General features: G+C 72.8%; 21 protein-coding genes. 16 read left to right on the top strand and 5 right to left on the bottom strand.

What is annotated here, in order from left to right:
• Positions 1-31: 31 nt before the first annotated feature.
• The 5 genes from FDM97_RS25095 (at position 32) to FDM97_RS25075 (ending at position 3369) form a co-directional block, all read left to right on the top strand.
• Positions 32-490: an Lrp/AsnC family transcriptional regulator gene (locus FDM97_RS25095; protein WP_137992749.1), complete on the top strand. Its 459-nt coding sequence runs from the start codon at positions 32-34 to the stop codon at positions 488-490.
• 109 nt (positions 491-599) lie between these two features.
• On the top strand, positions 600-1025 hold the full coding sequence (locus FDM97_RS25090; protein WP_137992748.1) for a cell division protein SepF: 426 nt from the start codon (positions 600-602) through the stop codon (positions 1023-1025).
• A gap of 55 nt (positions 1026-1080) precedes the next feature.
• A complete protein-coding gene (locus tag FDM97_RS25085) occupies positions 1081-2376 on the top strand; it encodes an AAA family ATPase (RefSeq protein ID WP_175439231.1) in 1296 nt (431 codons plus the stop codon).
• On the top strand, positions 2369-2749 hold the full coding sequence (locus tag FDM97_RS25080; protein ID WP_137992746.1) for a nucleotide pyrophosphohydrolase: 381 nt from the start codon (positions 2369-2371) through the stop codon (positions 2747-2749). The genes FDM97_RS25085 and FDM97_RS25080 overlap by 8 nt, the downstream gene beginning before the upstream one ends.
• Positions 2750-2874: 125 nt before the next feature.
• Entirely contained in the window at positions 2875-3369 is a 495-nt protein-coding gene (locus tag FDM97_RS25075) for a DUF6099 family protein (protein WP_137992745.1), read from the top strand.
• A 41-nt stretch (positions 3370-3410) separates the two neighbouring features.
• Here the strand turns inward: FDM97_RS25075 and FDM97_RS25070 are convergent, their stop codons facing one another.
• The gene (locus FDM97_RS25070) at positions 3411-3734 is read right to left on the bottom strand and encodes a hypothetical protein (RefSeq protein ID WP_137992744.1); all 324 of its coding nucleotides are present in this window, start codon (positions 3732-3734) and stop codon (positions 3411-3413) included.
• 249 nt (positions 3735-3983) lie between these two features.
• Here FDM97_RS25070 and FDM97_RS25065 point away from each other — a divergent pair, with 249 nt between their 5' ends.
• Entirely contained in the window at positions 3984-4907 is a 924-nt protein-coding gene (locus FDM97_RS25065) for an LLM class F420-dependent oxidoreductase (protein WP_137992743.1), read from the top strand.
• 15 nt (positions 4908-4922) lie between these two features.
• On the top strand, positions 4923-5831 hold the full coding sequence (mmuM, locus tag FDM97_RS25060) for a homocysteine S-methyltransferase (protein ID WP_137992742.1): 909 nt from the start codon (positions 4923-4925) through the stop codon (positions 5829-5831).
• Between the two features lie 400 nt (positions 5832-6231).
• Here the strand turns inward: mmuM and ku are convergent, their stop codons facing one another.
• Positions 6232-7212, bottom strand: a complete 981-nt coding sequence (gene ku / locus FDM97_RS25055; RefSeq protein WP_137992741.1) for a non-homologous end joining protein Ku — start codon at positions 7210-7212, stop codon at positions 6232-6234.
• Between the two features lie 157 nt (positions 7213-7369).
• On the opposite strand from ku, the gene FDM97_RS25050 reads away from it, so the two are divergent.
• The 5 genes from FDM97_RS25050 (at position 7370) to argF (ending at position 14525) form a co-directional block, all read left to right on the top strand.
• Entirely contained in the window at positions 7370-8836 is a 1467-nt protein-coding gene (locus tag FDM97_RS25050) for a 3' terminal RNA ribose 2'-O-methyltransferase Hen1 (protein ID WP_137992740.1), read from the top strand.
• Entirely contained in the window at positions 8833-11379 is a 2547-nt protein-coding gene (locus tag FDM97_RS25045; protein ID WP_137992739.1) for a polynucleotide kinase-phosphatase, read from the top strand. The genes FDM97_RS25050 and FDM97_RS25045 overlap by 4 nt, the downstream gene beginning before the upstream one ends.
• A gap of 354 nt (positions 11380-11733) precedes the next feature.
• Positions 11734-12069: a hypothetical protein gene (locus FDM97_RS36015; protein WP_175439230.1), complete on the top strand. Its 336-nt coding sequence runs from the start codon at positions 11734-11736 to the stop codon at positions 12067-12069.
• Positions 12070-12118: 49 nt separating this feature from the next.
• On the top strand, positions 12119-13351 hold the full coding sequence (locus tag FDM97_RS25035) for an arginine deiminase (protein ID WP_137992738.1): 1233 nt from the start codon (positions 12119-12121) through the stop codon (positions 13349-13351).
• A gap of 166 nt (positions 13352-13517) precedes the next feature.
• Complete coding sequence (argF, locus tag FDM97_RS25030; RefSeq protein WP_137992737.1) at positions 13518-14525, top strand: ornithine carbamoyltransferase; 1008 nt, start codon at positions 13518-13520, stop codon at positions 14523-14525.
• Positions 14526-14528: 3 nt separating this feature from the next.
• On the opposite strand, the gene FDM97_RS25025 is transcribed toward argF, so the two are convergent.
• Positions 14529-14975 (bottom strand): ATP-binding protein, encoded by a 447-nt coding sequence (locus FDM97_RS25025; RefSeq protein WP_137992736.1) that lies wholly within the window; start codon positions 14973-14975, stop codon positions 14529-14531.
• A gap of 236 nt (positions 14976-15211) precedes the next feature.
• Here FDM97_RS25025 and FDM97_RS25020 point away from each other — a divergent pair, with 236 nt between their 5' ends.
• Together FDM97_RS25020 and FDM97_RS25015 are read left to right on the top strand one after the other, a co-directional pair.
• Positions 15212-16039 carry an enoyl-CoA hydratase family protein gene (locus FDM97_RS25020; protein ID WP_137992735.1) on the top strand — a complete coding sequence of 276 codons (828 nt, stop codon included), beginning with the start codon at positions 15212-15214 and terminating at the stop codon, positions 16037-16039.
• 2 nt (positions 16040-16041) lie between these two features.
• On the top strand, positions 16042-18543 hold the full coding sequence (locus tag FDM97_RS25015; RefSeq protein ID WP_254705960.1) for a bifunctional salicylyl-CoA 5-hydroxylase/oxidoreductase: 2502 nt from the start codon (positions 16042-16044) through the stop codon (positions 18541-18543).
• Here FDM97_RS25015 and FDM97_RS25010 read toward each other — a convergent pair.
• Positions 18521-19354 carry a PaaX family transcriptional regulator gene (locus FDM97_RS25010; RefSeq protein WP_137992734.1) on the bottom strand — a complete coding sequence of 278 codons (834 nt, stop codon included), beginning with the start codon at positions 19352-19354 and terminating at the stop codon, positions 18521-18523. The genes FDM97_RS25015 and FDM97_RS25010 overlap by 23 nt on opposite strands.
• 9 nt (positions 19355-19363) lie before the next feature.
• Positions 19364-20998 carry an AMP-binding protein gene (locus tag FDM97_RS25005; RefSeq protein ID WP_137992733.1) on the bottom strand — a complete coding sequence of 545 codons (1635 nt, stop codon included), beginning with the start codon at positions 20996-20998 and terminating at the stop codon, positions 19364-19366.
• A gap of 109 nt (positions 20999-21107) precedes the next feature.
• Between FDM97_RS25005 and FDM97_RS25000 the strand changes: the two genes are divergently transcribed.
• The gene (locus FDM97_RS25000) at positions 21108-22256 is read left to right on the top strand and encodes an acyl-CoA dehydrogenase family protein (protein WP_137992732.1); all 1149 of its coding nucleotides are present in this window, start codon (positions 21108-21110) and stop codon (positions 22254-22256) included.
• Positions 22253-22651, top strand: a complete 399-nt coding sequence (locus tag FDM97_RS24995; RefSeq protein WP_137992731.1) for a RidA family protein — start codon at positions 22253-22255, stop codon at positions 22649-22651. Before FDM97_RS25000 ends, FDM97_RS24995 begins: the two co-directional genes overlap by 4 nt.
• The last annotated feature ends 20 nt before the right edge of the window (positions 22652-22671 follow it).

Genomic DNA, 22671 nt, shown 5'->3' with positions numbered 1-22671 from the left:
GATACGAGTCGCGTGCGTGGATAATTGCGCCATGGACAAGATTGATCGCAGCATCTTGCGCGAGCTTCAGGAGGACGGTCGGCTGACCAACCTGGAGCTCGCCCAGCGCATCGGCCTCAGCGCCTCGGCATGCCTGCGGCGCGTGCGGCAGCTGGAGGAGGACGGGGTGATCCAGGGCTACCGCGCCGTCATCGACCCCGGGGCCGTCGGGCGCGGCTTCGAGGTGCTGGTCTCGATCGAGGTCCGGCGCGACCGGGAGACGGTCGAGGCGTTCGAGGCGGCCCTTCAGGACATCCCCGACGTCATCGAGGCGTACCGCCTCTTCGGCAGCCCCGGCTGCCTCCTGCGGATCGCGGTCGCCGACCTCGCCGCGTACGAACGCCTCTGGATCGAGCGGCTGACCTCGCTGACCGGAGTCACCGAGGTCAACTCGCAGATCATCATGAAACGGGTCAAGGAGCCGCGCGGGCTGCCCGTGGACACGAGATGACGGATACGAGATGACAGCGGCCGCGCGCAGATGATCTTGTGTGCGGTGGTGGCCGAGTCGTGTCGTGTCGCTGTTGGGCCGATCGGGTGAGGAACGGGAGGATGGGTGCATGAGTAGGTACGAGAGGTACGACGTCACCGACGAGCAGTGGGAGGGCCTCGCCCAGGTCGTGCCCCTGCGCGGCCGTGACGAATGGCCGTCCAGGGTCGACCACCGCGCGATCCCCGACCCGTACGACGCCGCGGAGCAACGCCGCATGGTCGTCCTGCGCGTACAGGTCTTCGCCGACGCCCGCGAGGTCGCCGAATACCTCATCGCCCGGATCCCGGTGCTGCTGGACCTGACCGGCGCCGACACCGAAGTCGCCAAGCGCATCCTGGACTTCAGCAGTGGCGTCGTCTTCGGGCTCGGCAGCGCCATGCACCGCGTCGACCGCAACGTCTTCCTGCTGACCCCGGCCGGTACCGAAGTCGAGGGCGCGCCGGAGACGGAGCACGAGGAGGACGGGGCGGGGATCGCCGTCCCCCGATCGTAGGAAGGTCATCACGGCGGAACGGTTCGTCATACAACGAGCTGCGTACGGTCCGATCATGCACTCCACCAGCGGCTCCGCGCCCGACCGCACGTCTGACGCGCCCTCATCGGGCGGGGCTTCTCCGTCCGCTTCCGCCTTCGTGCGCAACCTCCTGGGCGGCATCCCGCGCCACCGCACTCGCCCCGCCGTCACCGAACTGCGCCTCTCCGCCTTCGCCTCCCACCGCGCCGCCGTCTTCCCTCTCGGGCCGGTGACGCTGTTCGCCGGCCCGAGCGGCAGCGGGAAGTCCGGCGCCCTGCGGGCCTACGAGGCGCTGGCACGGCTGGGCGCGGGCGACGACCTGGCCTCCGTGTTCCCCGACGCGGCCGACTGCGTTCCCGAGCGGGCCAGGCCCGACGCCCAGGGGAGACGCGGGTTCCGGATCGGCTGCACGGTCGACGGCCCGGCCGGCCCCGTGCACCTCGACGTCGCCGTCCAGGCCGAGCCCCGGCTCCGTATCGTCGGCGAACGCCTCACCTGCCGCGGCCGTACGCTGCTCACCACCGCGCTCCGCGACCCGGGCCGCGACGCCGTCCAGGCCGAGTGGCACACCGCCGGAGCCACGCCCGTCACGCGGGCGCCGTTCCCCGACGACATCCTGGGAACCGCCCTCCTGCCGCTGCGGGTCGCGGGCAAGACGAAGGGTCAGCTGGAGGTCCTGGCAGCGGCCGAGCAGGTGGTCGTCGCGCTGCGCTCGGTCTTCGCCTGCGATCCCCGGCCGGACAGGATGCGGGCGCCGGTGCCGGCCGGCGAGGGTCGGCTGCGGCGCGGGTGCGACAACCTCGCGGAGGTGCTGCACCGCACCCGCACCGACTGCCCGCGGCGCCACGCCCGGCTCGCCTCGGTGGCGGGCGCGGGCTGCGCCGGGCCGGTGACGGCGCTGGGCGTGGAGGAGCTGCCCGACGCGAGGGTACGGGCGGTCCTGGAGCGCACGGCGGCGGAGTCAGGTGGGGGCGGTGGTGGGGGCGCGTTACGCGGAGCCCGGCCGGGCGGCCGCGTCGCCACCCCGCTGGGACGGCTCGGCGACGGGGAACTGCGCTATCTCGCCCTCGCCCTCGTCCTGCTCACCGGTCCGGGCGTGCTCGCCATGGACCAGCTCGGAGAAGTGCCGGACGCCATGCGGACGCTGACCGTCCTCGCGGACGGATTCGACCGGGGGCTCGACCGGCGTCAGTTCCGCGAACTGCTCGGCCTCGCCACGACGATCTGCGCCGGCGGACACATCCGGCTCGTGGGAGCGGTCGGCGAGACGGCCGCGACGGGCGCGCGGCAGACACCCGGGGTGTCAGTGGTAGACCTGAGCCGTGAGTGAACTTGATGTAGCGGGATTGCAGCGCAGGCTGGCCGAGTTCGCGGCCTCACGGGAGTGGCAGCCGTACCACACCCCGAAGAACCTGGCCGCGGCGCTGAGCGTCGAGGCGGCCGAACTCCTCGAGATCTTCCAGTGGTTGACGCCGCAGGAGGCGGACCGGGTGATGGACGACCCGGACGCGGCGCACCGGGTCGCCGACGAGGTCGCGGACGTGCTGGCGTATCTGCTCCAGTTCTGCGGGGTGCTCGGCATCGATCCGCTCGCCGCGCTGTCGGCGAAGATCGACAGGAACGAACTCCGCTTCCCCGTCGGTCGTCCCCCTGGACGGGCCGCGGACACCCCCGAAGACGCTGATCGTCACTCTTCGGAGTGATCGGGATTTCCCCGTCGAGCTTCCTGTCCACAGATTTCCGAATTCCTCTGGAGTTTGGGCTCAGGCGCCTTCACTCTGGGTAATGACTCAGTGAGCAGTAAGTCGTACGAACGGGGGCGGCGTACATGGAAGCGGAGCGACTGATCGCGGCGGGCCGGCACGCGCTGGCGGAGAGCCGGACGGCGTTGGACATCGTGGCGGAGGCCTGGCAGGCCCAGGCCCTCGCCCAGGCGATAGGCAGTCATCTCGCGCTGTGCGGACCGCTGGAGCTGCGCAGCGAGGCGCGCGGGCTGAGCGAGATCGGCGGCGGACGCGGGGTGGTCGACCATTCCGCGCTGCGGACGGGCGGACCGAGGGCCGCCCGGCTGACCGAAGTCGGGGACGCGCGCGTGGCGTTGACCGCGCTCGGCGTGCTCCTCGGAGAAGTGGGGATCGCCCTCGTCGGCGTGGCCTGTGCGACCGACGAGGAGGGGCTGTACTGGCAGTGCATCGAGGCCATCGACGCCGCCGACGAATCGAGCGATCGCGTGCGCGGGATGCTGCGCCGGCTCGCGGTGCGGGAGCGGGACCGGCCGCCCGATGCCGCCCGGGAGAGGGCGGGTCCGGCGGGGCCGTCATGAACGGCGGCCGCGGGGACGGGTGGAGGACGGCCGGAACGCGATCAGAAGGAGCGGCCGCCGGAGAGCCCGCCCGAGCGGCCCTCGGTGCCGTCGCGACGGATGGGCCCGCCGGGACCCGTGGAGGAGCCGTCCGGCTCGGCCGGCAGCCGGTCCTCGGGGCGCTGCTCTTCCGCGCGGGTCTCGTGGCGGTCCGCCGAGGACTGAAGGTCGGCGTCGAGCTGCGACAGGTCGGCGGTCAGCGCCGCCATCAGCTCCTCCATCTGCTGCAGCAGGCCCTTGGGGGCGCCGGCGCCCTTCTGCTCGGGCACGGACTGCTGGACCGGCTGCTCGGGCATCGCCCGTTCGGGCGCGGCTTCCTGGGACATGGCGGCCTCCTCGGCCCAGGCCCTTCCCGCAGGGGAGGGGCCACACGTGAGAACGACGCACCGGCAGCGGCCGCCGGCACGCGGGCCGGGCGGTCCGGCTCCGCCCGAGCCAACGACGGGTGCCCGGGCACGGTCACTGGCCTGGCCGGACGCGGCCCGCCAGGGGGCCGGATATTCACCCGACCGGGCAGGCGCGGACCTGGCGCTGACGTAGAGGTTGACGACCGCACCACGGTGCAGGATGGAGGTATGGATCTTCGAATCTTCACCGAGCCCCAGCAAGGGGCCGGCTACGACACCCTGCTCACGGTCGCCAAGGCCACCGAGGACCTCGGCTTCGACGCCTTCTTCCGGTCCGACCACTACGTCAGCATGGGATCCGCCGACGGGCTGCCCGGGCCGACGGACGCGTGGATCACCCTGGCGGGCCTGGCCCGGGAGACCAGCCGGATCCGGCTCGGCACGCTGATGACCGCCGGCACCTTCCGCCTCCCCGGCGTCCTGGCCATCCAGGTCGCGCAGGTCGACCAGATGTCCGGCGGGCGGGTCGAACTGGGCCTCGGGGCAGGCTGGTTCGAGGAGGAGCACCGGGCGTACGGGATTCCGTTCCCGAAGGAGAAGTTCGGCCGGCTCGAGGAGCAGCTGGCGATCGTGACGGGCCTGTGGGGCACCGAGGTCGGCAAGACCTTCTCCTACGAGGGCGAGTTCTACCAGCTCGCCGACTCGCCCGCGCTGCCCAAGCCGGCCCAGTCCAAGATTCCGGTGCTCATCGGCGGGCACGGTGCGAGCCGTACGCCACGCCTCGCCGCGCGGTTCGCCGACGAGTTCAACATCCCCTTCGCCTCGCTGGAGGACAGCGAGCGGCAGTTCGGACGCGTCCGGGCCGCCGCCGAGGCCGCCGGCCGCCGGGCCGACGAGCTGGTGTACTCCAACGCCCTGGTGGTCTGTGTCGGCAAGGACGACGCCGAGGTGGCCCGCCGGGCGGCGGCCATCGGACGGGAGGTGGAGGAGCTGAAGGCGAACGGGCTGGCCGGCTCGCCCGCCGAGGTCGTGGACAAGATCGGCCGGTACGGGGCGATCGGGTCGTCCCGGATCTACCTCCAGGTCCTCGACCTGGACGACCTGGACCACCTGGAGCTGATCTCCGCCCAGGTCCAGTCCCAGCTGGTCTGAGGGAAGGGCACCTCGATGACACGCGCGCGTTCACTCGCCGAGGCACTCGACGAGGAGGTGCTCGTCCTCGACGGCGGGCTCTCCAACCAGCTGGAGGCCCAGGGCTGCGATCTGCGGGACGAGCTGTGGTCGGCCCGGCTGCTCGCCGACGGTCCCGAGCAGATCGAGGCGGCGCACACGGCGTATGTGCGAGCGGGGGCGCGGGTGCTGATCACCGCCGGCTATCAGGCGACCTTCGAGGGCTTCGCCCGCCGCGGCATCGGCCGGGAGGAGACGGCCCGGCTGCTCGCGCGGAGCGTGGAGCTGGCCCGGGCCGCGGGGGAGGGGGCTCGGGAGCAGGTGTGGGTCGCCGGATCGGTCGGGCCGTACGGAGCCATGCTCGCCGACGGCAGCGAGTACCGGGGCCGGTACGGACTCTCGGCGCGCGAGCTGGAGCGGTTCCACCGGCCCCGGATCGAGGCGCTCGCGGCGGCGGGGCCCGATGTGCTGGCCCTGGAGACGGTGCCGGACACCGACGAGGCCGAGGCGCTGCTGCGGGCCGTCGAGGGGTGCGGGGTGCCGGTCTGGCTGTCGTACACGATCGCGGGGGAGCGCACGCGCGCCGGGCAGCAGCTGACGGAGGCGTTCGCGCTCGCGGCGGGCAACGACCAGGTGATCGCGGTCGGGGTCAACTGCTGTGAGCCGGGCGACGCGGCCCGGGCCGTCGAGCTCGCCGCCGCGGCCACCGGCAAGCCGGTGGTCGTCTACCCCAACAGCGGGGAGGAGTGGGACGCCGTCGCCCGGGCCTGGCACGGGAGCGGGGCGTTCGATCCGGGGCGGATGCGGGGCTGGCCGGAGGCGGGAGCCCGGCTGCTCGGCGGCTGCTGCCGCGTCGGCCCGGACCGTATCGCCGAGCTGGCCGCGGCCCTGGCATCGGTGCCCTGAACCCACTCGGCCCCGTACCGGGTCGGGTACGGGGTCGAGGTGTGACGGACGGGGCCGGAGGATCAGCCCTCAGAGGTGGACGCCACAAGGCCGGCGCGTGGACCTACCGCGAGGCGGAGGCGGGGATTCCCAGGGAGGAGGCGGAGAGGAACATCTACCTGGAGCGCCCGTTCGTCAATCAGCCCACCGTGCGCGACGGCATCGGCGACGTGCCGTTCCACGCCCTGGCCATCGCCGTGGACGACAGAGACCCGCACGCGCTGCGGGAGCACCTGGCCTGGTACAAGGACCCCGACGTACAAGGACCCCGACCCGGACGGCGGCCCGGTGACCTATCGGGGCGTCTAGGGGCAGGCGGGGCGGGGCGGGGCGGGGCCGCCGGGGGCCGGCCGGGGCTGGGTCAGGTCAGGGCGTCGATCAGCTCGTCGCGGGTCATGGTGGAGCGGCCCGGGACGCCTTCGACCGCGGCCTTCTCGTAGAGCTCGGCCTTGGTGAGGTCCTGGAGGTCCTTCGCCTTGGGGGCGGTGCGGGCGCGCTTCTTCGGCTGGGCCCGGGGTTTCCTCCTGACACCCGGGGCGGTGGCCTTCTCCCCGGTGTCCTTCGGGCTGCGGGCCCGTTCGACACTGGCGCGCAGGGCCTCCATGAGGTCGACGACCTGGGTGGACTCGGCCGGCGGTGCGGCCTTCTCGACGGTCTCGCCGGCCTGCTTGGCCTTGACCAGCGCGGCGACCTTCTCCTGGAAGGTGTCGTGGTAGTCCCCGGGGTCCCAGTCGATCGCCAGCGCCTCGATGAGCTGCTCGGCCATCTTCCGTTCCTTGTCCGAGGTCTTCACCCGGCCGGGCAGTGTGTCGATCTCCTCCCTCGGGTCGCGGATCTCGTCGGCCCAGTGCAGGGTGTGGCAGGTCAGCAGGCCGTTCTCGGCCTTCACGGCGACCAGGTACTCGTGCTGGCGCATCACGAACGTGGCGATCCCGGCCCGGTTCGCGCGGGCCAGGGCCTCTTCCAGCAGCCGGTAGGTCTTGCCGTACTCCTTGCCGCGCGGGCCGAGGTAGTACGTCTTGTCGAAGAAGATCGGGTCGACGTCGTCGAGGTCGACGAACCCGGTGATCTCCAGCGCCTTCGAGCGGCCCGGCGCGATCTCCTCCAGCTCCTCCGGCTCCACGACCACGTACTCGTCACCGGTGTCGAACCCCTTGACGATGTCGTCGAGGTCGACCTCCTTGCCGGTGCGCTCGTTCACCCGGCGGTTGCGGACACGGTCCGAGGTACCGCGTTGCAGCTGATGGAAGCGGACCGCGTGACTCTCGGTGGCCGTGTAGAGCCCCACCGGCACACTGACCAGGCCGAACGACAGGACTCCCGACCACACGGGCCTCGCCATCACCCTCACCGCCCCATCGGCGTCGCGGCTCCGACGTACCGCGACTTCCCCTACGGGGCGGCCGCATTCGTCCCGAGGCGGCGCGCCTGGCCGGAGCGCCGCACGCGCTGAGGAAAATGCCTGGTCGGGGCGGGGATCGCGGACCATACTCGGACGTGTGTTCCTGACGATCAGTACGACCGGCTCCCCCGAGCGTCCCGCGACCGACCTGGGCTTTCTGCTGCACAAGCATCCCGACAACGCGCAGACGTTCTCGACCTCGCACGGCACGGCGCACGTCCTCTACCCCGAGGCGACCGCCGAGCGGTGCACGGCCGCGTTGCTCCTCGAGGTGGATCCCGTGGGGCTGGTGCGGCGCGGCAAGGGCAAGGGCCGGGGCGGCGCCCCCGACTCCGCGCTCGCGCAGTACGTGAACGACCGGCCCTACGCCGCGTCCTCGCTGCTCGCCGTCGCGCTCTCCACGGTCTTCAAGAGCGCCCTGCGCGGCACGTGCAAGGCGATGCCCGAGCGGGCCGCCGCACCGCTGCCGCTGCGCATCGAGGTCCCGGCGCTGCCCGCCCGGGGCGGCGCGGAACTGGTCCGCAAGCTGTTCGGCCCCCTGGGCTGGGACACGGTCGACGCGGAGCCGGTGGTGCTGGACACCGCGTTCCCCGAGTGGGGCGACTCGCGCTATGTGCGGCTCGTCCTCGAAGGGGAGCTGCGGCTCGCCGACGCGCTCAACCAGCTCTACGTCCTGCTGCCCGTCCTCGACGACGCCAAGCACTACTGGGTCGCGCCCGACGAGGTCGACAAGCTGCTGCGCGCCGGTGACGGCTGGCTCGCCGAGCACCCCGAGCAGAAGCTCATCACCAGCCGCTATCTCTCCCGCCGTTGGGGGCTGACCCGCGCGGCCATGGAGCGCCTGGAGCTGGTACGGCTCGCCGAGAGCGACGGCCTGGAGGTCGAGGACGTCGACAACGCCGTCGACGAGACGACCGACACCGAGGAGAAGCCGGTACCGCTCGCCGAGCAGCGCCGCGAGGCGATCCTCGCCGCACTGCGCGCCGCCGACGCCACCCGGGTCCTCGACCTCGGCTGCGGGCAGGGCCAGTTGGTGCAGGCGCTGCTCAAGGACGTGCGCTTCACCGACATCGTCGGCGTCGACGTGTCCGTACGCGCCCTGACCATCGCGGGGCGGCGGCTCAGGCTGGAGCGGCTCGGCGAGCGGCAGGCCGGCCGGGTGAAGCTGATCCAGGGCTCGCTCGCGTACACCGACAAGCGGCTCACCGGCTATGACGCGGCCGTGCTCAGCGAGGTCATCGAGCATCTCGACCTGCCGCGGCTGCCCGCGCTCGAGTACGCCGTGTTCGGCTCGGCCCGTCCCCGGACGGTCCTCGTGACCACGCCGAACGTCGAGTACAACGTGCGCTGGGAGTCGCTGCCCGCCGGGCATGTCCGGCACGGCGACCACCGCTTCGAATGGACCCGCGAGGAGTTCCGTACCTGGGCGGCGGGCGTCGGCGAACAGTACGGATACGGAGTCGAGTTCGTCCCCGTCGGCCCTGACGACCCCGAGGTCGGCCCGCCCACCCAGATGGCCGTCTTCACCCAGAACACCGCGACCCCGAAGGAGGAGCAGGCATGACCACCGAGACCCGCAAGCTGCCCGTCACCGACCTGTCCCTCGTGGTCCTGATCGGGGCGAGCGGCTCCGGAAAGTCCACCTTCGCGCGCCGCCACTTCAAGCCGACCGAGGTCATCTCCTCCGACTTCTGCCGGGGCCTGGTCGCCGACGACGAGAACGACCAGAGCGCGAGCCGGGACGCCTTCGACGTCCTGCACTACATCGCCGGCAAGCGACTGGAGGCCGGCCGGCTGACCGTCGTCGACGCCACCAACGTGCAGCAGGAGGCGCGGCGCCAGCTCGTGCGGCTGGCCCGGCAGTACGACGTGCTGCCCATCGCGATCGTCCTCGACCTGCCCGAGCAGGTGTGCCAGGCGCGCAACGCGGCCCGCCCCGACCGGGCGGACATGCCGCCGCATGTCGTCCAGCGGCACCGCAGCGAGCTGCGCCGCTCGCTGCGCGGCCTGGAGCGCGAGGGCTTCCGCAAGGTCCACGTCCTGCGCAGTGTCGAGGAGGTGGAGGCGGCCGAGGTCGTCCTGGAGAAGCGGTTCAACGACCTGCGCCATCTCACCGGCCCCTTCGACATCATCGGCGACATCCACGGCTGCCGCTCGGAGCTGGAGACCCTGCTCGCCAAGCTCGGCTACGTCGACGGGCACCACCCCGAGGGCCGTACGGCGGTCTTTGTCGGAGACCTCGTCGACCGCGGTCCCGACAGCCCGGGCGTGCTGCGCCGCGTCATGTCCATGGTGGCGGCCGGGGACGCCCTGTGCGTGCCCGGAAACCACGAGAACAAGCTCGGCCGCTGGCTCAAGGGCCGCAAGGTCCAGGAGACCCACGGTCTCGCCGAGACCATCGAGCAGCTGGGCCGGGAGCCGGAGGAGTTCCGCGCGGAGGTGAGCGCGTTCATCGACGGGCTCGTCAGCCACTACGTCCTCGACGAGGGCAAGCTGGTGGTCTGCCACGCCGGTCTGCCGGAGAAGTACCACGGCCGTACCTCCGGCCGGGTGCGCTCGCACGCGCTGTACGGGGACACCACGGGCGAGACCGACGAGTTCGGGCTGCCGGTGCGCTACCCGTGGGCGGAGGAGTACCGGGGCCGGGCGACCGTCGTCTACGGACACACGCCCGTGCCGAACACCTCCTGGATCAACAACACCATCTGCCTCGACACGGGTGCCGTGTTCGGCGGGAAGATGACCGCGCTGCGCTGGCCGGAGCGTGAACTCGTCGACGTACCGGCGGAGAAGGTCTGGTACGAGCCGGCCCGGCCGCTCGCGACCGAGGCGCCCGGCGGGCACCAGGGACGGCCCCTGGACCTCGCCGACGTGCACGGACGCCGGATCGTGGAGACCCGCCGGATGGGCAACGTCTCCGTACGGGAGGAGAACGCGGCCGCCGCTCTCGAAGTCATGAGCCGGTTCGCGGTCGACCCCCGGCTCCTCGCCTATCTGCCGCCGACGATGGCACCCACGGGCACCTCGAAGCTCGACGGCTACCTGGAGCACCCGGCCGAGGCCTTCGCGCAGTACAAGGCGGACGGCGTCGAGCGGGTGGTGTGCGAGGAGAAGCACATGGGCTCGCGGGCCGTCGCGCTCGTCTGCCGTGACGCGGAGGCGGCGCGCGAGCGGTTCGGGGTGGACCTCGCGGAGGGGGTGACCGGCGCGCTGCACACCCGTACCGGCCGGCCCTTCTTCGACGAGCGGGCGGTCACCGAAGAGGTCCTCGATCGGCTGCGCGCGGCGATCACCGCCGCCGGTCTGTGGGACGAGTTCGACACGGACTGGCTGCTGCTCGACGGCGAGCTGATGCCGTGGTCGCTCAAGTCGGCCGGGCTGCTGCGCTCGCAGTACGCGGCCGTCGGGGCGGCCTCCCGTGCGGTCTTCCCCGGTGCGCTCGGCGCGCTGGAGCAGGCGGCGGCGCGGGGTGTCGCCGGTCTGGACGGGCTGCTCGCCAAGCAGCGGGAACGGGCGGCGGACGCCGAGGCGTTCACCGAGGCGTACCGCCGCTACTGCTGGCCGACGCAGGGCCTCGAGGGCGTGCGCTTCGCACCCTTCCAGGTCCTCGCGGCGAAGGGCCGCTCGCTGGCGGCCGTGCCGCACGACGAGCAGCTCGGTTGGCTCGACCGGCTGGTCGAGCACGACCCGACGGGGCTGCTGCAGGTCACCCGCCGCCTGGTCGTCGACACGGGCGACGAGGCGTCGGTGCGGGCCGGTGTGGACTGGTGGCTGGAGATGACGGCGGCCGGCGGCGAGGGCATGGTCGTCAAGCCGCTGGCGGCGCTCGTGCGGGGCGCCGACGGCCGGCTCGTCCAGCCGGGCGTGAAGGTCCGCGGCCGGGAGTACCTGCGGATCATCTACGGTCCCGAGTACACCCGCCCGGGGAACCTGGAGCGCCTGCGGAGCCGCTTCCTCGGCCACAAGCGCTCGCTGGCGCTGCGCGAGTACGCGCTGGGCCTCGAGGCGCTGGACCGGCTCGCGGAGGGCGAGCCGCTGTGGCGCGTGCACGAGGCGGTCTTCGCGGTGCTCGCACTGGAGTCGGAGCCCGTGGACCCGCGTCTGTGACAGGCCGTCCCACAGGGGGCGCAGGGGAGCGGATCACAGCGCTCCCTTGCGCCCCCTGTGCTCGTTGGACGCGTGTCTTCGCGAGCCCCTGGCGTTCTTCACCCCACGGCGTGACGGAGCGTCAATAGTGTGACTACGCGCGCCACTTGAGGTGGAAACAAGCATACGAGTGGGCGTGCGGGGTGCGACGCGTCCCGTGGCTCCGAGGCTGCCGCAGCGGGGGCGGGGGCGAGAGCGCGGTGAGTCTTTTCGGCCAGGACCGCTCCTTCCTCCACGCCCTGCCGGACCGGGACCGCCGGGCGCTCCTCGCCGAGGGGACCCCGCGCGCGTACGAGCCCGGCGAGGTGATGATCCGTGAGCGGGACACCTCCGCGTACGTCCTCCTTGGGCATGGAGGCGGAGAAGCTGATGCGCGCCGCCATGTACGACGCCTTCGGCGAGGCGTACGCCGCCATCGGCGTCGAACTCGCGGCCCCACGAGCAGTGGCCGGGGCCCGAGCGCTCCGGTGCCGAGGGGGCTCGCGGGCGCTCCTCCGCGAGGTCTACGCCCAGCCCGCGCCGCCCGAGCCCGTGCCCCCGCACGCGTCCGACGGCGACCGCGACGACCGGGCCGTCGTCTTCGTGATCGTCGCGGTGATCGGGCTCCTGATCCTCTTCATCGTCGCCTCCCTCGTGACCAGGGGCGGCTGACCCGTCGGAGAACCACGCGCGAGCCGCCCGGCTCCGTCAGGATGGGCGCATGGGATTCCATGTCGATTCCGAGACCGGGCGGCTCCGCCGCGTCATCCTCCACCGGCCCGATCTGGAGCTGAAGCGGCTGACACCCTCCAACAAGGACGCTCTCCTCTTCGACGACGTGCTCTGGGTGCGCCGGGCGCGCCAGGAGCACGACGGGTTCGCCGACGTCCTGCGCGACCGGGGCGTCGAGGTCCATCTCTTCGGGGACCTGCTGCGGGAGTCGCTCGAACTGCCCGCCGCCCGCAAGCTCGTCCTCGACCGGGTCTTCGACGAGAAGGCGTACGGACCCCTCGCCGCCGACCACCTGCGCGCGGCCTTCGACTCCCTGGACGCCGCCGAGCTCGTCGAGGCGCTCGTCGGCGGGATGACGAAGCGTGAGTTCCTGGCCGCGCACCGGGAGCCGACCTCGGTCCGGTTCCACGCGATGGACCTGGACGACTTCCTCCTCCGGCCGCTGCCGAACCACATCTTCACCCGGGACACCTCCGCCTGGATCTACGACGGCGTGTCCATCAACGCGATGCGCTGGCCCGCCCGCCAGCGCGAGACGGTCCACTTCGAGGCGATCTACAAGCACCATCCGCTCTTCACCGGCCCCGAGGCGGGGCACTTCCACCACTGGTCCGAGGGCCAGTCCGACTACCCGTCGACGATCGAGGGCGGCGACGTCCTCGTCATCGGCAACGGCGCCGTGCTGATCGGGATGAGCGAGCGGACCACCCCGCAGGCGGTGGAGATGCTGGCCCGGGGGATGTTCGCGGCCGGCTCGGCGCGGTCGATCATCGCCCTCGACATGCCGAAGCGGCGCGCGTTCATGCATCTCGACACGGTGATGACGATGGTCGACCACGACACCTTCACCCAGTACGCGGGGCTCGGCATGCTCCGCTCGTACACGATCGAGCCGGGCGACGAGGGGCAGTCGCTGCGGGTCACCGACCATCCGCCGGAGCACATGCACAGCGCCATCGCCGCCGCGCTCGGCCTGCAGGACGTCCGTGTCCTGACGGCGACTCAGGACGTCCACTCGGCGGAGCGCGAGCAGTGGGACGACGGCTGCAACGTCCTCGCGGTCGAGCCGGGTGTGGTGGTGGCGTACGAGCGGAACGTCACCACCAACACGCATCTGCGCAAGCAGGGCATCGAGGTGATCGAGATCCCGGGCAGCGAGCTGGGGCGGGGGAGGGGCGGCCCGCGCTGTATGAGCTGCCCGGTGGAGCGGGACGCGGTCTAGCGGCACGGTCTGGCGGCACGGACCAGCGGCACGGTCCGGCGGTGCGCCGGGGAGGGGAGAGCCGCCCCGGCCTCTGCCGGAGTGGGGGGCGTCACTGTATAGCCATGCTGATCTACGTATAGACTTCCAGTAGTCGCCATCCCCGACCGTATCCCAGGAGCGCCCCATGGCCACTGACCTCATCGGCCGCCACTTCCTCAAGGAGCTGGACTTCACCGCCGAGGAGTTCCGCGGTCTGATCGCGCTGGCCGCCGAGCTGAAGGCGGCCAAGAAGGCGGGTACCGAGGTCCAGCGGCTGCGGGGCAGGAACATCGCCCTGATCTTCGAGAAGACCTCGACCCGGACCCGGTGCGCCTTCGAGGTCGCCGCCGCCGACCAGGGGGCCTCCACCACGTACCTGGACCCCTCCGGCTCGCAGATCGGCCACAAGGAGTCGGTCAAGGACACCGCCCGCGTGCTCGGCCGGATGTTCGACGGCATCGAGTACCGGGGCGACAGCCAGGCGAACGTCGAGGAGCTCGCCGCCCATGCCGGCGTCCCCGTCTTCAACGGTCTGACGGACGACTGGCACCCCACCCAGATGCTCGCCGACGTCCTGACCATGACCGAGCACACGGACAAGCCGCTCGACGCCCTCGCCTTCGCCTACCTCGGCGACGCCCGCTTCAACATGGGCAACTCCTACCTGGTCACCGGCGCCCTGCTCGGCATGGACGTCCGGATCGTGGCCCCCGAGGCGTACTGGCCGGCGGCGGAGATCGTCGCCTCGGCGCGCAAGCTGGCCGAGGTGAGCGGCGCGACGATCACCCTGACCGAGGATGTCGCCGAGGGCGTCCGGGGCGCGGACTTCGTGGCCACCGACGTCTGGGTCTCCATGGGTGAGCCCAAAGAGATCTGGGACGAGCGGATCGCCGACCTCGCCCCGTACTCCGTGACCATGGACGTCCTGCGCGCCACCGGCAACGCGGACGTGAAGTTCCTGCACTGCCTGCCCGCCTTCCACGACCTGGGCACGGCCGTCGGCCGCGACATCCACGCCCGGCACGGTCTGACCGAGCTGGAGGTCTCCGACGAGGTCTTCGAGTCGGAGCACTCCGTCGTCTTCGACGAGGCCGAGAACCGGATGCACACCATCAAGGCGATCATGGTCGCCACCCTCGCGGGCGGCGCGTGACGGTTACGACCGCGCCGCCGCGCGACGCTGCCGCGGCACCGCCGGCAGGGTGAACCAGACCGCCTTGCCGTGTGCGGTGGGGCGGTGGCCGCAGTCGCTGCTGAGCGCGCGGATGAGCAGCAGCCCGCGGCCGTGCTCCTGCCAGGGATCGGGCGCCTCGCCGGGCTCGGGGCAGATCAGGTCTCCGGGCCGGGCGGGGCGCCGGTCGTGCACCTCGACCTGACAGCCGCCCGGCAGCAGCTCGACGACCAGCTCGATGGGGTCCTCGCCCTCGGTGTGCTCGACCGCGTTGGCGACGAGCTCCGCCGTCAGCAGCTCCGCCGTGTCACTGTCCGCGGGCGCGTCGAGGTCCGTGAGCGCCGTACGGACCAGCGCGCGGGCGATCGGCACGGCCGCGGTGGTGTGCGGAAGCCGGATGTGCCACGTGGTGGGGTCGGTGGCTTCGACCATGGCTGGGTCCGTTCGCCGGGGGAGATGGGGAGGACGCGCCCCGAGACGTCCTACTTTCAACCTTACGAACCGCAAAAGCGAATCCCATAGGCACCCCCTCCTTCGCGGTCGGGTCCAGGGTCACCGGCCGGCCGGGACCTTCGACCGCACGGTCCGACGCGCGGCTTATCGCGCACTCGTGACGACAGTCACAGAGCGGTGATACGCTCGGGGAGGAGGAAGGGAGGGTGTCCCGTATGAGCCCCTTTACCGGCTCCGCACCCCGTACCGAACAGTGGCGGCATCTGCGCCTGACCGTCGACGACGGCGTCGCCACCGTGACCCTGGCCCGTCCCGAGAAACTCAACGCGCTCACCTTCGGCGCCTACGCCGACCTGCGCGACCTGCTCGCCGAACTCTCCCGGGAACGCGCCGTGCGCGCCCTCGTCCTCGGCGGCGAGGGGCGCGGCTTCTGCTCGGGCGGGGACGTGGACGAGATCATCGGCGCGACGCTCTCCATGGACACGGCACAGCTCCTCGACTTCAACCGGATGACCGGGCAGGTCGTCCGCGCGATCCGGGAGTGCCCCTTCCCCGTCGTCGCCGCCATCCACGGCGTCGCCGCCGGAGCCGGGGCGGTCCTCGCCCTCGCCGCCGACTTCCGGATCGCCGACCCCAGTGCCCGCTTCGCCTTCCTCTTCACCCGCGTCGGGCTCTCCGGCGGCGACATGGGCGCCGCCTATCTGCTGCCCCGGGTCGTCGGCCTCGGCCACGCGACCCGGCTGCTCATGCTCGGCGACCCGGTCCGCGCCCCCGAGGCCGAGCGCATCGGCCTGCTCAGCGAGGTCACCGAGGAGGGCGGCGCCGACGCCCGCGCCGCGGAGCTCGCCCGCCGCCTCGCCGACGGACCGGCCCTCGCCCACGCCCAGACCAAGGCCCTGCTCACCGCCGAGCTGGACATGCCGCTCGCGGCCTCCGTCGAACTGGACGCCGCCACCCAGGCGCTGCTGATGAACGGCGAGGACTACGCCGAGTTCCACGCCGCCTTCACCGAGAAGCGCCCGCCGAAATGGCGGGGGCGGTGACGATGACGCCCGCCCAGGACCCCCGCACCGCGCCGAGCGGCACCGGCGCGGTGCGGCCGGAGGCCCACGCGGTGGCGACCCTCCCGGACGGAACCCGCGCGCCCCGGCCCGAGACCCGCGCGCCCCGGCCCGAGAACCACGCGGTGGCGACCCTCCCGGACGGAACCCGCGCGCCCCGGCCCGAGACCCGCGCGCCCCGGCCCCGCACACCGGAGACCCGCGCGCCCCTCCGTGTCGCCGTCATCGGCGGCGGGCCCGGCGGGCTCTACGCCGCGGCCCTCCTCAAGCGGCTCGATCCCGCCCGCGAGGTCACCGTCTGGGAGCGCAACGCCCCCGAGGACACCTTCGGCTTCGGCGTCGTCCTCTCCGACGAGACCCTCGGCGGCATCGAACACGCCGACCCCGCCGTCTACCGCGCCCTCCAGGACACGTTCGTCCGCTGGGACGACATCCACATCGCCCACCGCGGGCACCTGCTCACCTCCACGGGCCACGGCTTCGCCGCCCTCGGCCGCCGCCGGCTCCTGGAGATCCTGCACGCCCGCTGCACCGAACTCGGCGTACGGCTCCGCTTCCGCACCGAGGCCCCGCCCGCCGCCGAGCTCGCCGCCACGCACGACCTGGTCGTCGCGGCCGACGGGGTCCACAGCCGGACCCGGGACGCCCACGCGGACGTCTTCCGGCCCACGCTCACCACCCACCGCTGCCGGTACATCTGGCTCGCCGCCGACGTCGCCTTCGACGCCTTCCGCTTCGAGATCGCCGAGACCGAGTACGGCGTGATGCAGCTCCACGGCTACCCCTTCTCGGCCGACTCCTCCACCGTCATCGTCGAGATGCGCGAGGAGGTCTGGCGGGCCGCCGGCTTCGACGAGCTCGACGAGGCGGAGTCCACCGCCCGCTGCGCCAAGCTCTTCGCCGAGGCGCTCGGCGGCAGAGCCCTGCGCTCCAACAACTCCTCCTGGACCGCCTTCCGTACCGTCGTCAACGCGCGCTGGTCCCACGGCAACACCGTCCTCCTCGGCGACGCCGCCCACACCGCGCACTTCTCCATCGGCTCCGGCACCAAACTCGCCGTCGAGGACGCCCTCGCGCTCGCCGCCTGCGTGGAGGAACAGCCCACCCTCGAAGAGGCGCTCGCCGCGTACGAGACGGAACGGCGGCCCGTCGTCGAGTCCACCCAGCGCGCCGCGGCCGCGAGCCTGCGCTGGTTCGAGGAGCTCGACGGCTATCTGGACCAGCCGCCCCGCCAGTTCGCCTTCAACCTCCTCACCCGCAGCCGCCGCGTCACCCACGACAACCTGCGGCTGCGCGATCCCGCGTTCACCGGCTCCGTCGAGCGGGACTTCGGCTGCCCGCCCGGCACCCCGCCGATGTTCACCCCCTTCCGGCTGCGCGGACTGACCCTGCGCAACCGGGTCGTGGTCTCACCCATGGACCTGTACGTCGCCGAGGACGGCGTCCCCGGCGACTTCCACCTCGTCCACCTCGGCGCCCGGGCCCTCGGCGGCGCCGGGCTCGTCATGACCGAGATGGTGTGCGTGAGCCCCCAGGGCCGTATCACCCCCGGCTGCACCGGCCTCTGGACCGACGAGCAGGCGGCGGCCTGGAGCCGGATCACCGCCTTCGTGCACGGACAGTCGCCCGGCACCGCGATCGGCGTCCAGCTCGGCCACTCCGGCCGCAAGGGCTCCACCCGCCGCATGTGGGAGGGTATCGACCAGCCGCTGCCCGCCGGCAACTGGCCCCTGACGGCCGCCTCCCCGCTCCCGTACCGCCCCGGCGTCAACCAGATCCCGCACGCCCTCGACCGGGACGGGATGACGGCCGTACGCGAGGACTTCGCGGCCGCCGCCCGGCGCGCCGCCCTCTCCGGCTTCGACCTGCTCGAACTCCACTGCGCGCACGGCTATCTGCTCTCCGGCTTCCTCTCCCCGCTCACCAACCACCGCACCGACGCGTACGGCGGCGCGCTCGCGAACCGGCTGCGCTTCCCGCTCGAAGTCTTCGACGCGGTACGGGAGGTGTGGCCCGAGGACCGGCCCATGACCGTCCGTATCTCCGCCACCGACTGGGCGGACGGCGGTACGACCGCCGAGGACGCCGTCGAGATCGCCCGCGCCTTCGCCGCCCACGGCGCCGACGCCCTCGACGTCTCCACCGGCCAGGTGGTCCCCGACGAACACCCCGAGTACGGCCGCTCCTACCAGACCCCGTACGCCGACCGGATCCGCAACGCACTCGCCGTCCCGGTGATCGCGGTCGGCGCGATCTCCTCCTGGGACGACGTCAACTCCCTGCTTCTCGCGGGCCGCGCCGACCTCTGCGCCCTCGCCCGCCCCCACCTCTACGACCCCCACTGGACCCTGCACGCGGCCGCCGACCAGAACTACCAGGGCCCGGCGGCCCCCTGGCCCGCCCCGTACCGCGCGGGCAGCCGCAGACCCCCGACGGGCCGCACGGACGCGCCGAAGCCGCGACTCAGCCTGACGCCTCGCCCGTGAGCCCGAGCACGAACTGCGCCCCCCGGTCCCGCAGCCGCTCGTGGAGCGCCGCGAAGACCTCCGCCGAGCGGGCGCCCGGCCAGTTCTGCGGCAGGAGTTCGGCCGGCAGGACCGGGTCCGCGTACGGGAGGCGGCGCCAGGAGTCCAGAGCGAACAGGTAGTCCCGGTAGGCGTCCTCCGCCGACCCCGGGGAGGCCGTCCAGGCCCGCAGGACCGGCTCGTGGGCCGCGAGGAACTCCTCGTGGAGCTTGGCGATCGACGGCAGGTCCCACCAGCGGGACACCGCCTCCGCCGTCGGCGCGTAGCCCAGGTGCTCGCCGCGGAACAGGTCCACGTACGGGGAGAGCTCCAGGCGCTCCAGGGTGTGCCGGGTCTCCTCGTACAGCCGTGCCGGGGCGATCCACACCCCGGGCGCCGCCGTGCCGAAGCCCAGACGGGCCAGCCGGGAGCGCAGCAGATGGCGCTTGTGGCGCTCGGACTCGGGGACGGTGAACACGGCGAGGACCCAGCCGTCGGACAGCGTGGGCTCCGTACGGGCGTAGATCCGGCGGTCGCCGTCCTCCAGGAGCTGGCGCGCGTCGTCCGACAGGGCGTACCCGGCCGCGCCCTCCGCCGTCCGCCTCGGCAGCAGCAGGCCCCGCCGTTTCAGCCGGGACACCGAGGAGCGCACCGACGGCGCGTCCACGCCGAGCACCGCCAGAAGGCGGATCAGCTCGGCCACGGGCAACGGTTCCTCGCCCGGCGCGAGGCCACGGCCGTACGCGCCGTACAGCGAGACGATCAGGGAACGGGGAGTGTGCTGCTCGGCCACGTGATCACTCTAGGGGGTGTCCTCCGGGCCCGCGCGCAGCCGGAAACGCTGCAGCTTGCCCGTCGCCGTCCGCGGCAGCGCGTCCAGGAAGACGATCTTCCGGGGACTCTTGTACGGCACCAGCCGGGACCGTACGAACGCCCGCAGCGCCGCCGCCGTGTCCGCGTCCCGCGGCACCCCGTCCCGTACGACCGTGTACGCCACCACGATCTGGCCGCGCAGCTCGTCCGGCTGCCCCACGACCGCCGCCTCGACCACGTCCGGGTGGGCCAGGAGCGCCTCCTCCACCTGGGGCCCCGCGATGTTGTAGCCGGCCGAGATGATCATGTCGTCGGCGCGGGCGACATAGCGGAAGTACCCCTCGCCGTCGCGCACGTACGTGTCGCCCGTGACGTTCCAGCCGTCCAGGACGTACTCGCTCTGCCGGGGGTCGGACAGATACCGGCAGCCGACCGGGCCGCGCACCGCGAGCAGGCCCTCCTCGCCGTCCGGGACCTCGGCGCCCTCCCGGTCCACCACGCGCGCGTGCCAGCCGGGCACCGCCCGCCCCGTGGTGCCGGGACGGATGTCGCCGTCCGCGGCGGAGATGAAGATGTGGAGCAGTTCGGTCGCGCCGATGCCGTTGATGAGCTTCAGACCGGTGGCCTTGTGCCAGGCGTCCCAGGTCGCGGCCGGCAGGTTCTCGCCCGCCGACACACAGCGCCGCAGGGAGCCGACCTCGGGTCCGCCGTGCCGCTCGATCTCCTCCAGCATCACCCGGTACGCGGTCGGCGCCGTGAACAGCACCGACACCCGGTGCTCCGCGATCGCCGCCAACAGCTGCTTGGGGCCCGCCTGTTCGAGCAGCAGCGCGCTGGCCCCGGCGCGCAGCGGGAAGAGCAGGAGTCCGCCGAGGCCGAAGGTGAAGCCGAGAGGCGGCGAGCCGGCGAAGACGTCGTCCGGCCGCGGGCGCAGCACGTGCGCCGAGAAGGTGTCGGCGACGGCCAGGACGTCGCGGTGGAAGTGCATGCACCCCTTGGGCCGCCCGGTGGTCCCCGAGGTGAAGGCGATCAGCGCCACGTCGTCCGCGGCCGTCTCCACCGCCTCGTAGGCGTCCGGCCGGCCCATGGCCAGGGAGAGCAGGTCGTCCGGGGAGTCCCCGCCGAAGCCCGTGATCCGCAGCCCCGGCACCCGGGCCTCGACCAGGTCGTCGACGCTCCGGATGTCGCACAGGGCGTGGCTGCAGCGGGCCATCTCGCACATCACGGCCAGCTCCTGGGCGCGCTGCTGGGCCAGGACGGTGACGGCGATCCCGCCCGCCTTCATCACCGCGAGCCAGCAGGCGGCCAGCCAGGGCGTCGTGGGGCCGCGCAGGAGCACCCGGTTGCCGGGCAGCACGCCGAGGTCCGAGGTCAGGACGTGGGCGATGCGGTTCACCCGCTCCCGCAGCTGTCCGTATGTCCAGACATGCCCGTCGCCGTCCCGGAACGCCGGACGCTCCCCGCCGAAGCGTTCCACCGTACGGTCGAGCAGCTCGGCCCCGCAGTTGAGCCGCTCGGGGTACGCGAGCCCCGGCAGGTCGAAGAGCAGGTGCGGCCACTGGCCGGCGGGTGGCAGCTGGTCACGCGCGAAGGTGTCGTGGTGGGCCGAGGGGGTCAGCTCCATGAGTTCGTCCCCTTGTCGTGGTGGGGTCGCCCTTCGAGCGTATCGTGATGGTGACGACAGTCAACGGTGCGCGATAGAAGTGATGTCGGCGAACGGGACAGGGGTCCGAATGTCCGTATTCTCACTCGATCCACAGCAGACCGCGCGGTGTGCGGAGCTCCGCGTCCTCGCGGCCGAGCGCCTGCGGCCCCTCGCCGAGAAGGGCGAACCCGGCCGGGTGAACCGCCCCCTCGTCGCCGCCCTCGGCGAGCTCGGCCTGCTCGCCGGGCTCTTCGACGCCGGCGCCCTCGACCTCTGCCTGCTGCGCGAATCCCTCGCCCACTCCTGTACGGAGGCCGAGACCGCGCTCGCCCTCCAGGGCCTCGGCGGCCACCCGGTCGCCGCCTTCGGCACGGCCGAGCAGCGCGCCCGCTGGCTCCCCGAGGTCGTCGCGGGGCGCGCGGTCGCCGCGTTCGCGCTCAGCGAGCCCGACGCGGGCTCCGACGCGGCCGCCCTCGCCCTGGAGGCCCGCCCCGACGGCGCCGGCGGCTGGCACCTCCACGGCGAGAAACGCTGGATCTCCAACGCCCCCGAGGCCGACTTCGCCACGGTCTTCGCCCGCACGACCCCGGGCGCCGGCGCCCGGGGCGTCACCGCCTTCCTCGTCCCGGCCGGCCGGCCCGGGCTCACCGGCAGCCCCCTCGACATGCTCGCCCCGCACGCCATCGGCTCCCTCGTCTTCGACGGGGTCCCCGTCGGACCCGAGGACGTCCTCGGCGAGACCGACCGGGGCTTCCGCGTCGCCATGACCACCCTCAACCGCTTCCGCCCCAGCGTCGGCGCCTTCGCCGTCGGCATGGCCCAGGCCGCCCTCGACGCCACCCTCGCCCACACCGCCACCCGCCCCGCCTTCGGCGGGGTCCTGCGCGACCTCCAGGCCGTCTCCCACCAGGTCGCCGAGATGGCCACCCGCACCGAGGCCGCCCGCCTGCTCGTCTACGCGGCGGCCGCCGCGTACGACGCGGGAGCCGACGACGTGCCCCGCCGCTCGGCGATGGCGAAACTGCTCGCCACCGAGACCGCGCAGTACGTCGTCGACGCCGCCGTCCAGCTCCACGGAGCACGGGCCCTGCAACGCGGCCATCTGCTGGAACACCTGTACAGGGAAGTACGTGCCCCGCGCATCTACGAAGGAGCCACGGAGGTCCAGCGCACCATCATCGCCAAGGAACTCTTCAAGGAGCTGTCCCCGGAGCCGTCCAAGGAGGCCGCCTCATGAGCCTGCACCGGCACAACCCCGCCGAACTCTCCCCGCCCACCGGCTTCTCGCACGCCGTCACCGCCACCGGCTCCCGCGTGCTCTTCCTCGCGGGACAGACCAGCCTCGACCGCGACGGCAAGGTGGTCGGGGAGACCCTGCCCGAGCAGTTCGAGACCGCCCTCGCCAACCTGCTCACCGCGCTCCGCCACGCCGGCGGCAGCCCCGCCGACCTCGCCCGCGTCACCGTCTACGCCACCGACATCGCCGACTACCGGCAGCACGCGCCCGAACTGGGCCGGATCTGGCGGCGGTTGGCCGGACGCGACTATCCGGCGATGGCCGTGATCGGTGTCGTACGCCTGTGGGACGATCAGGCCCAGGTGGAGCTGGACGGCTTCGCCGTGCTGGAGTAGCCCGGGAGCGAGGGGGAGCC

It is taken from the genome of Streptomyces vilmorinianum (assembly GCF_005517195.1).
Taxonomy (GTDB): Bacteria; Actinomycetota; Actinomycetes; order Streptomycetales; family Streptomycetaceae; genus Streptomyces; species Streptomyces vilmorinianum.
The sequence above is the reverse complement of the archived record's forward strand: the minus strand, read 5'-3'. Positions and strand labels throughout refer to the sequence as shown.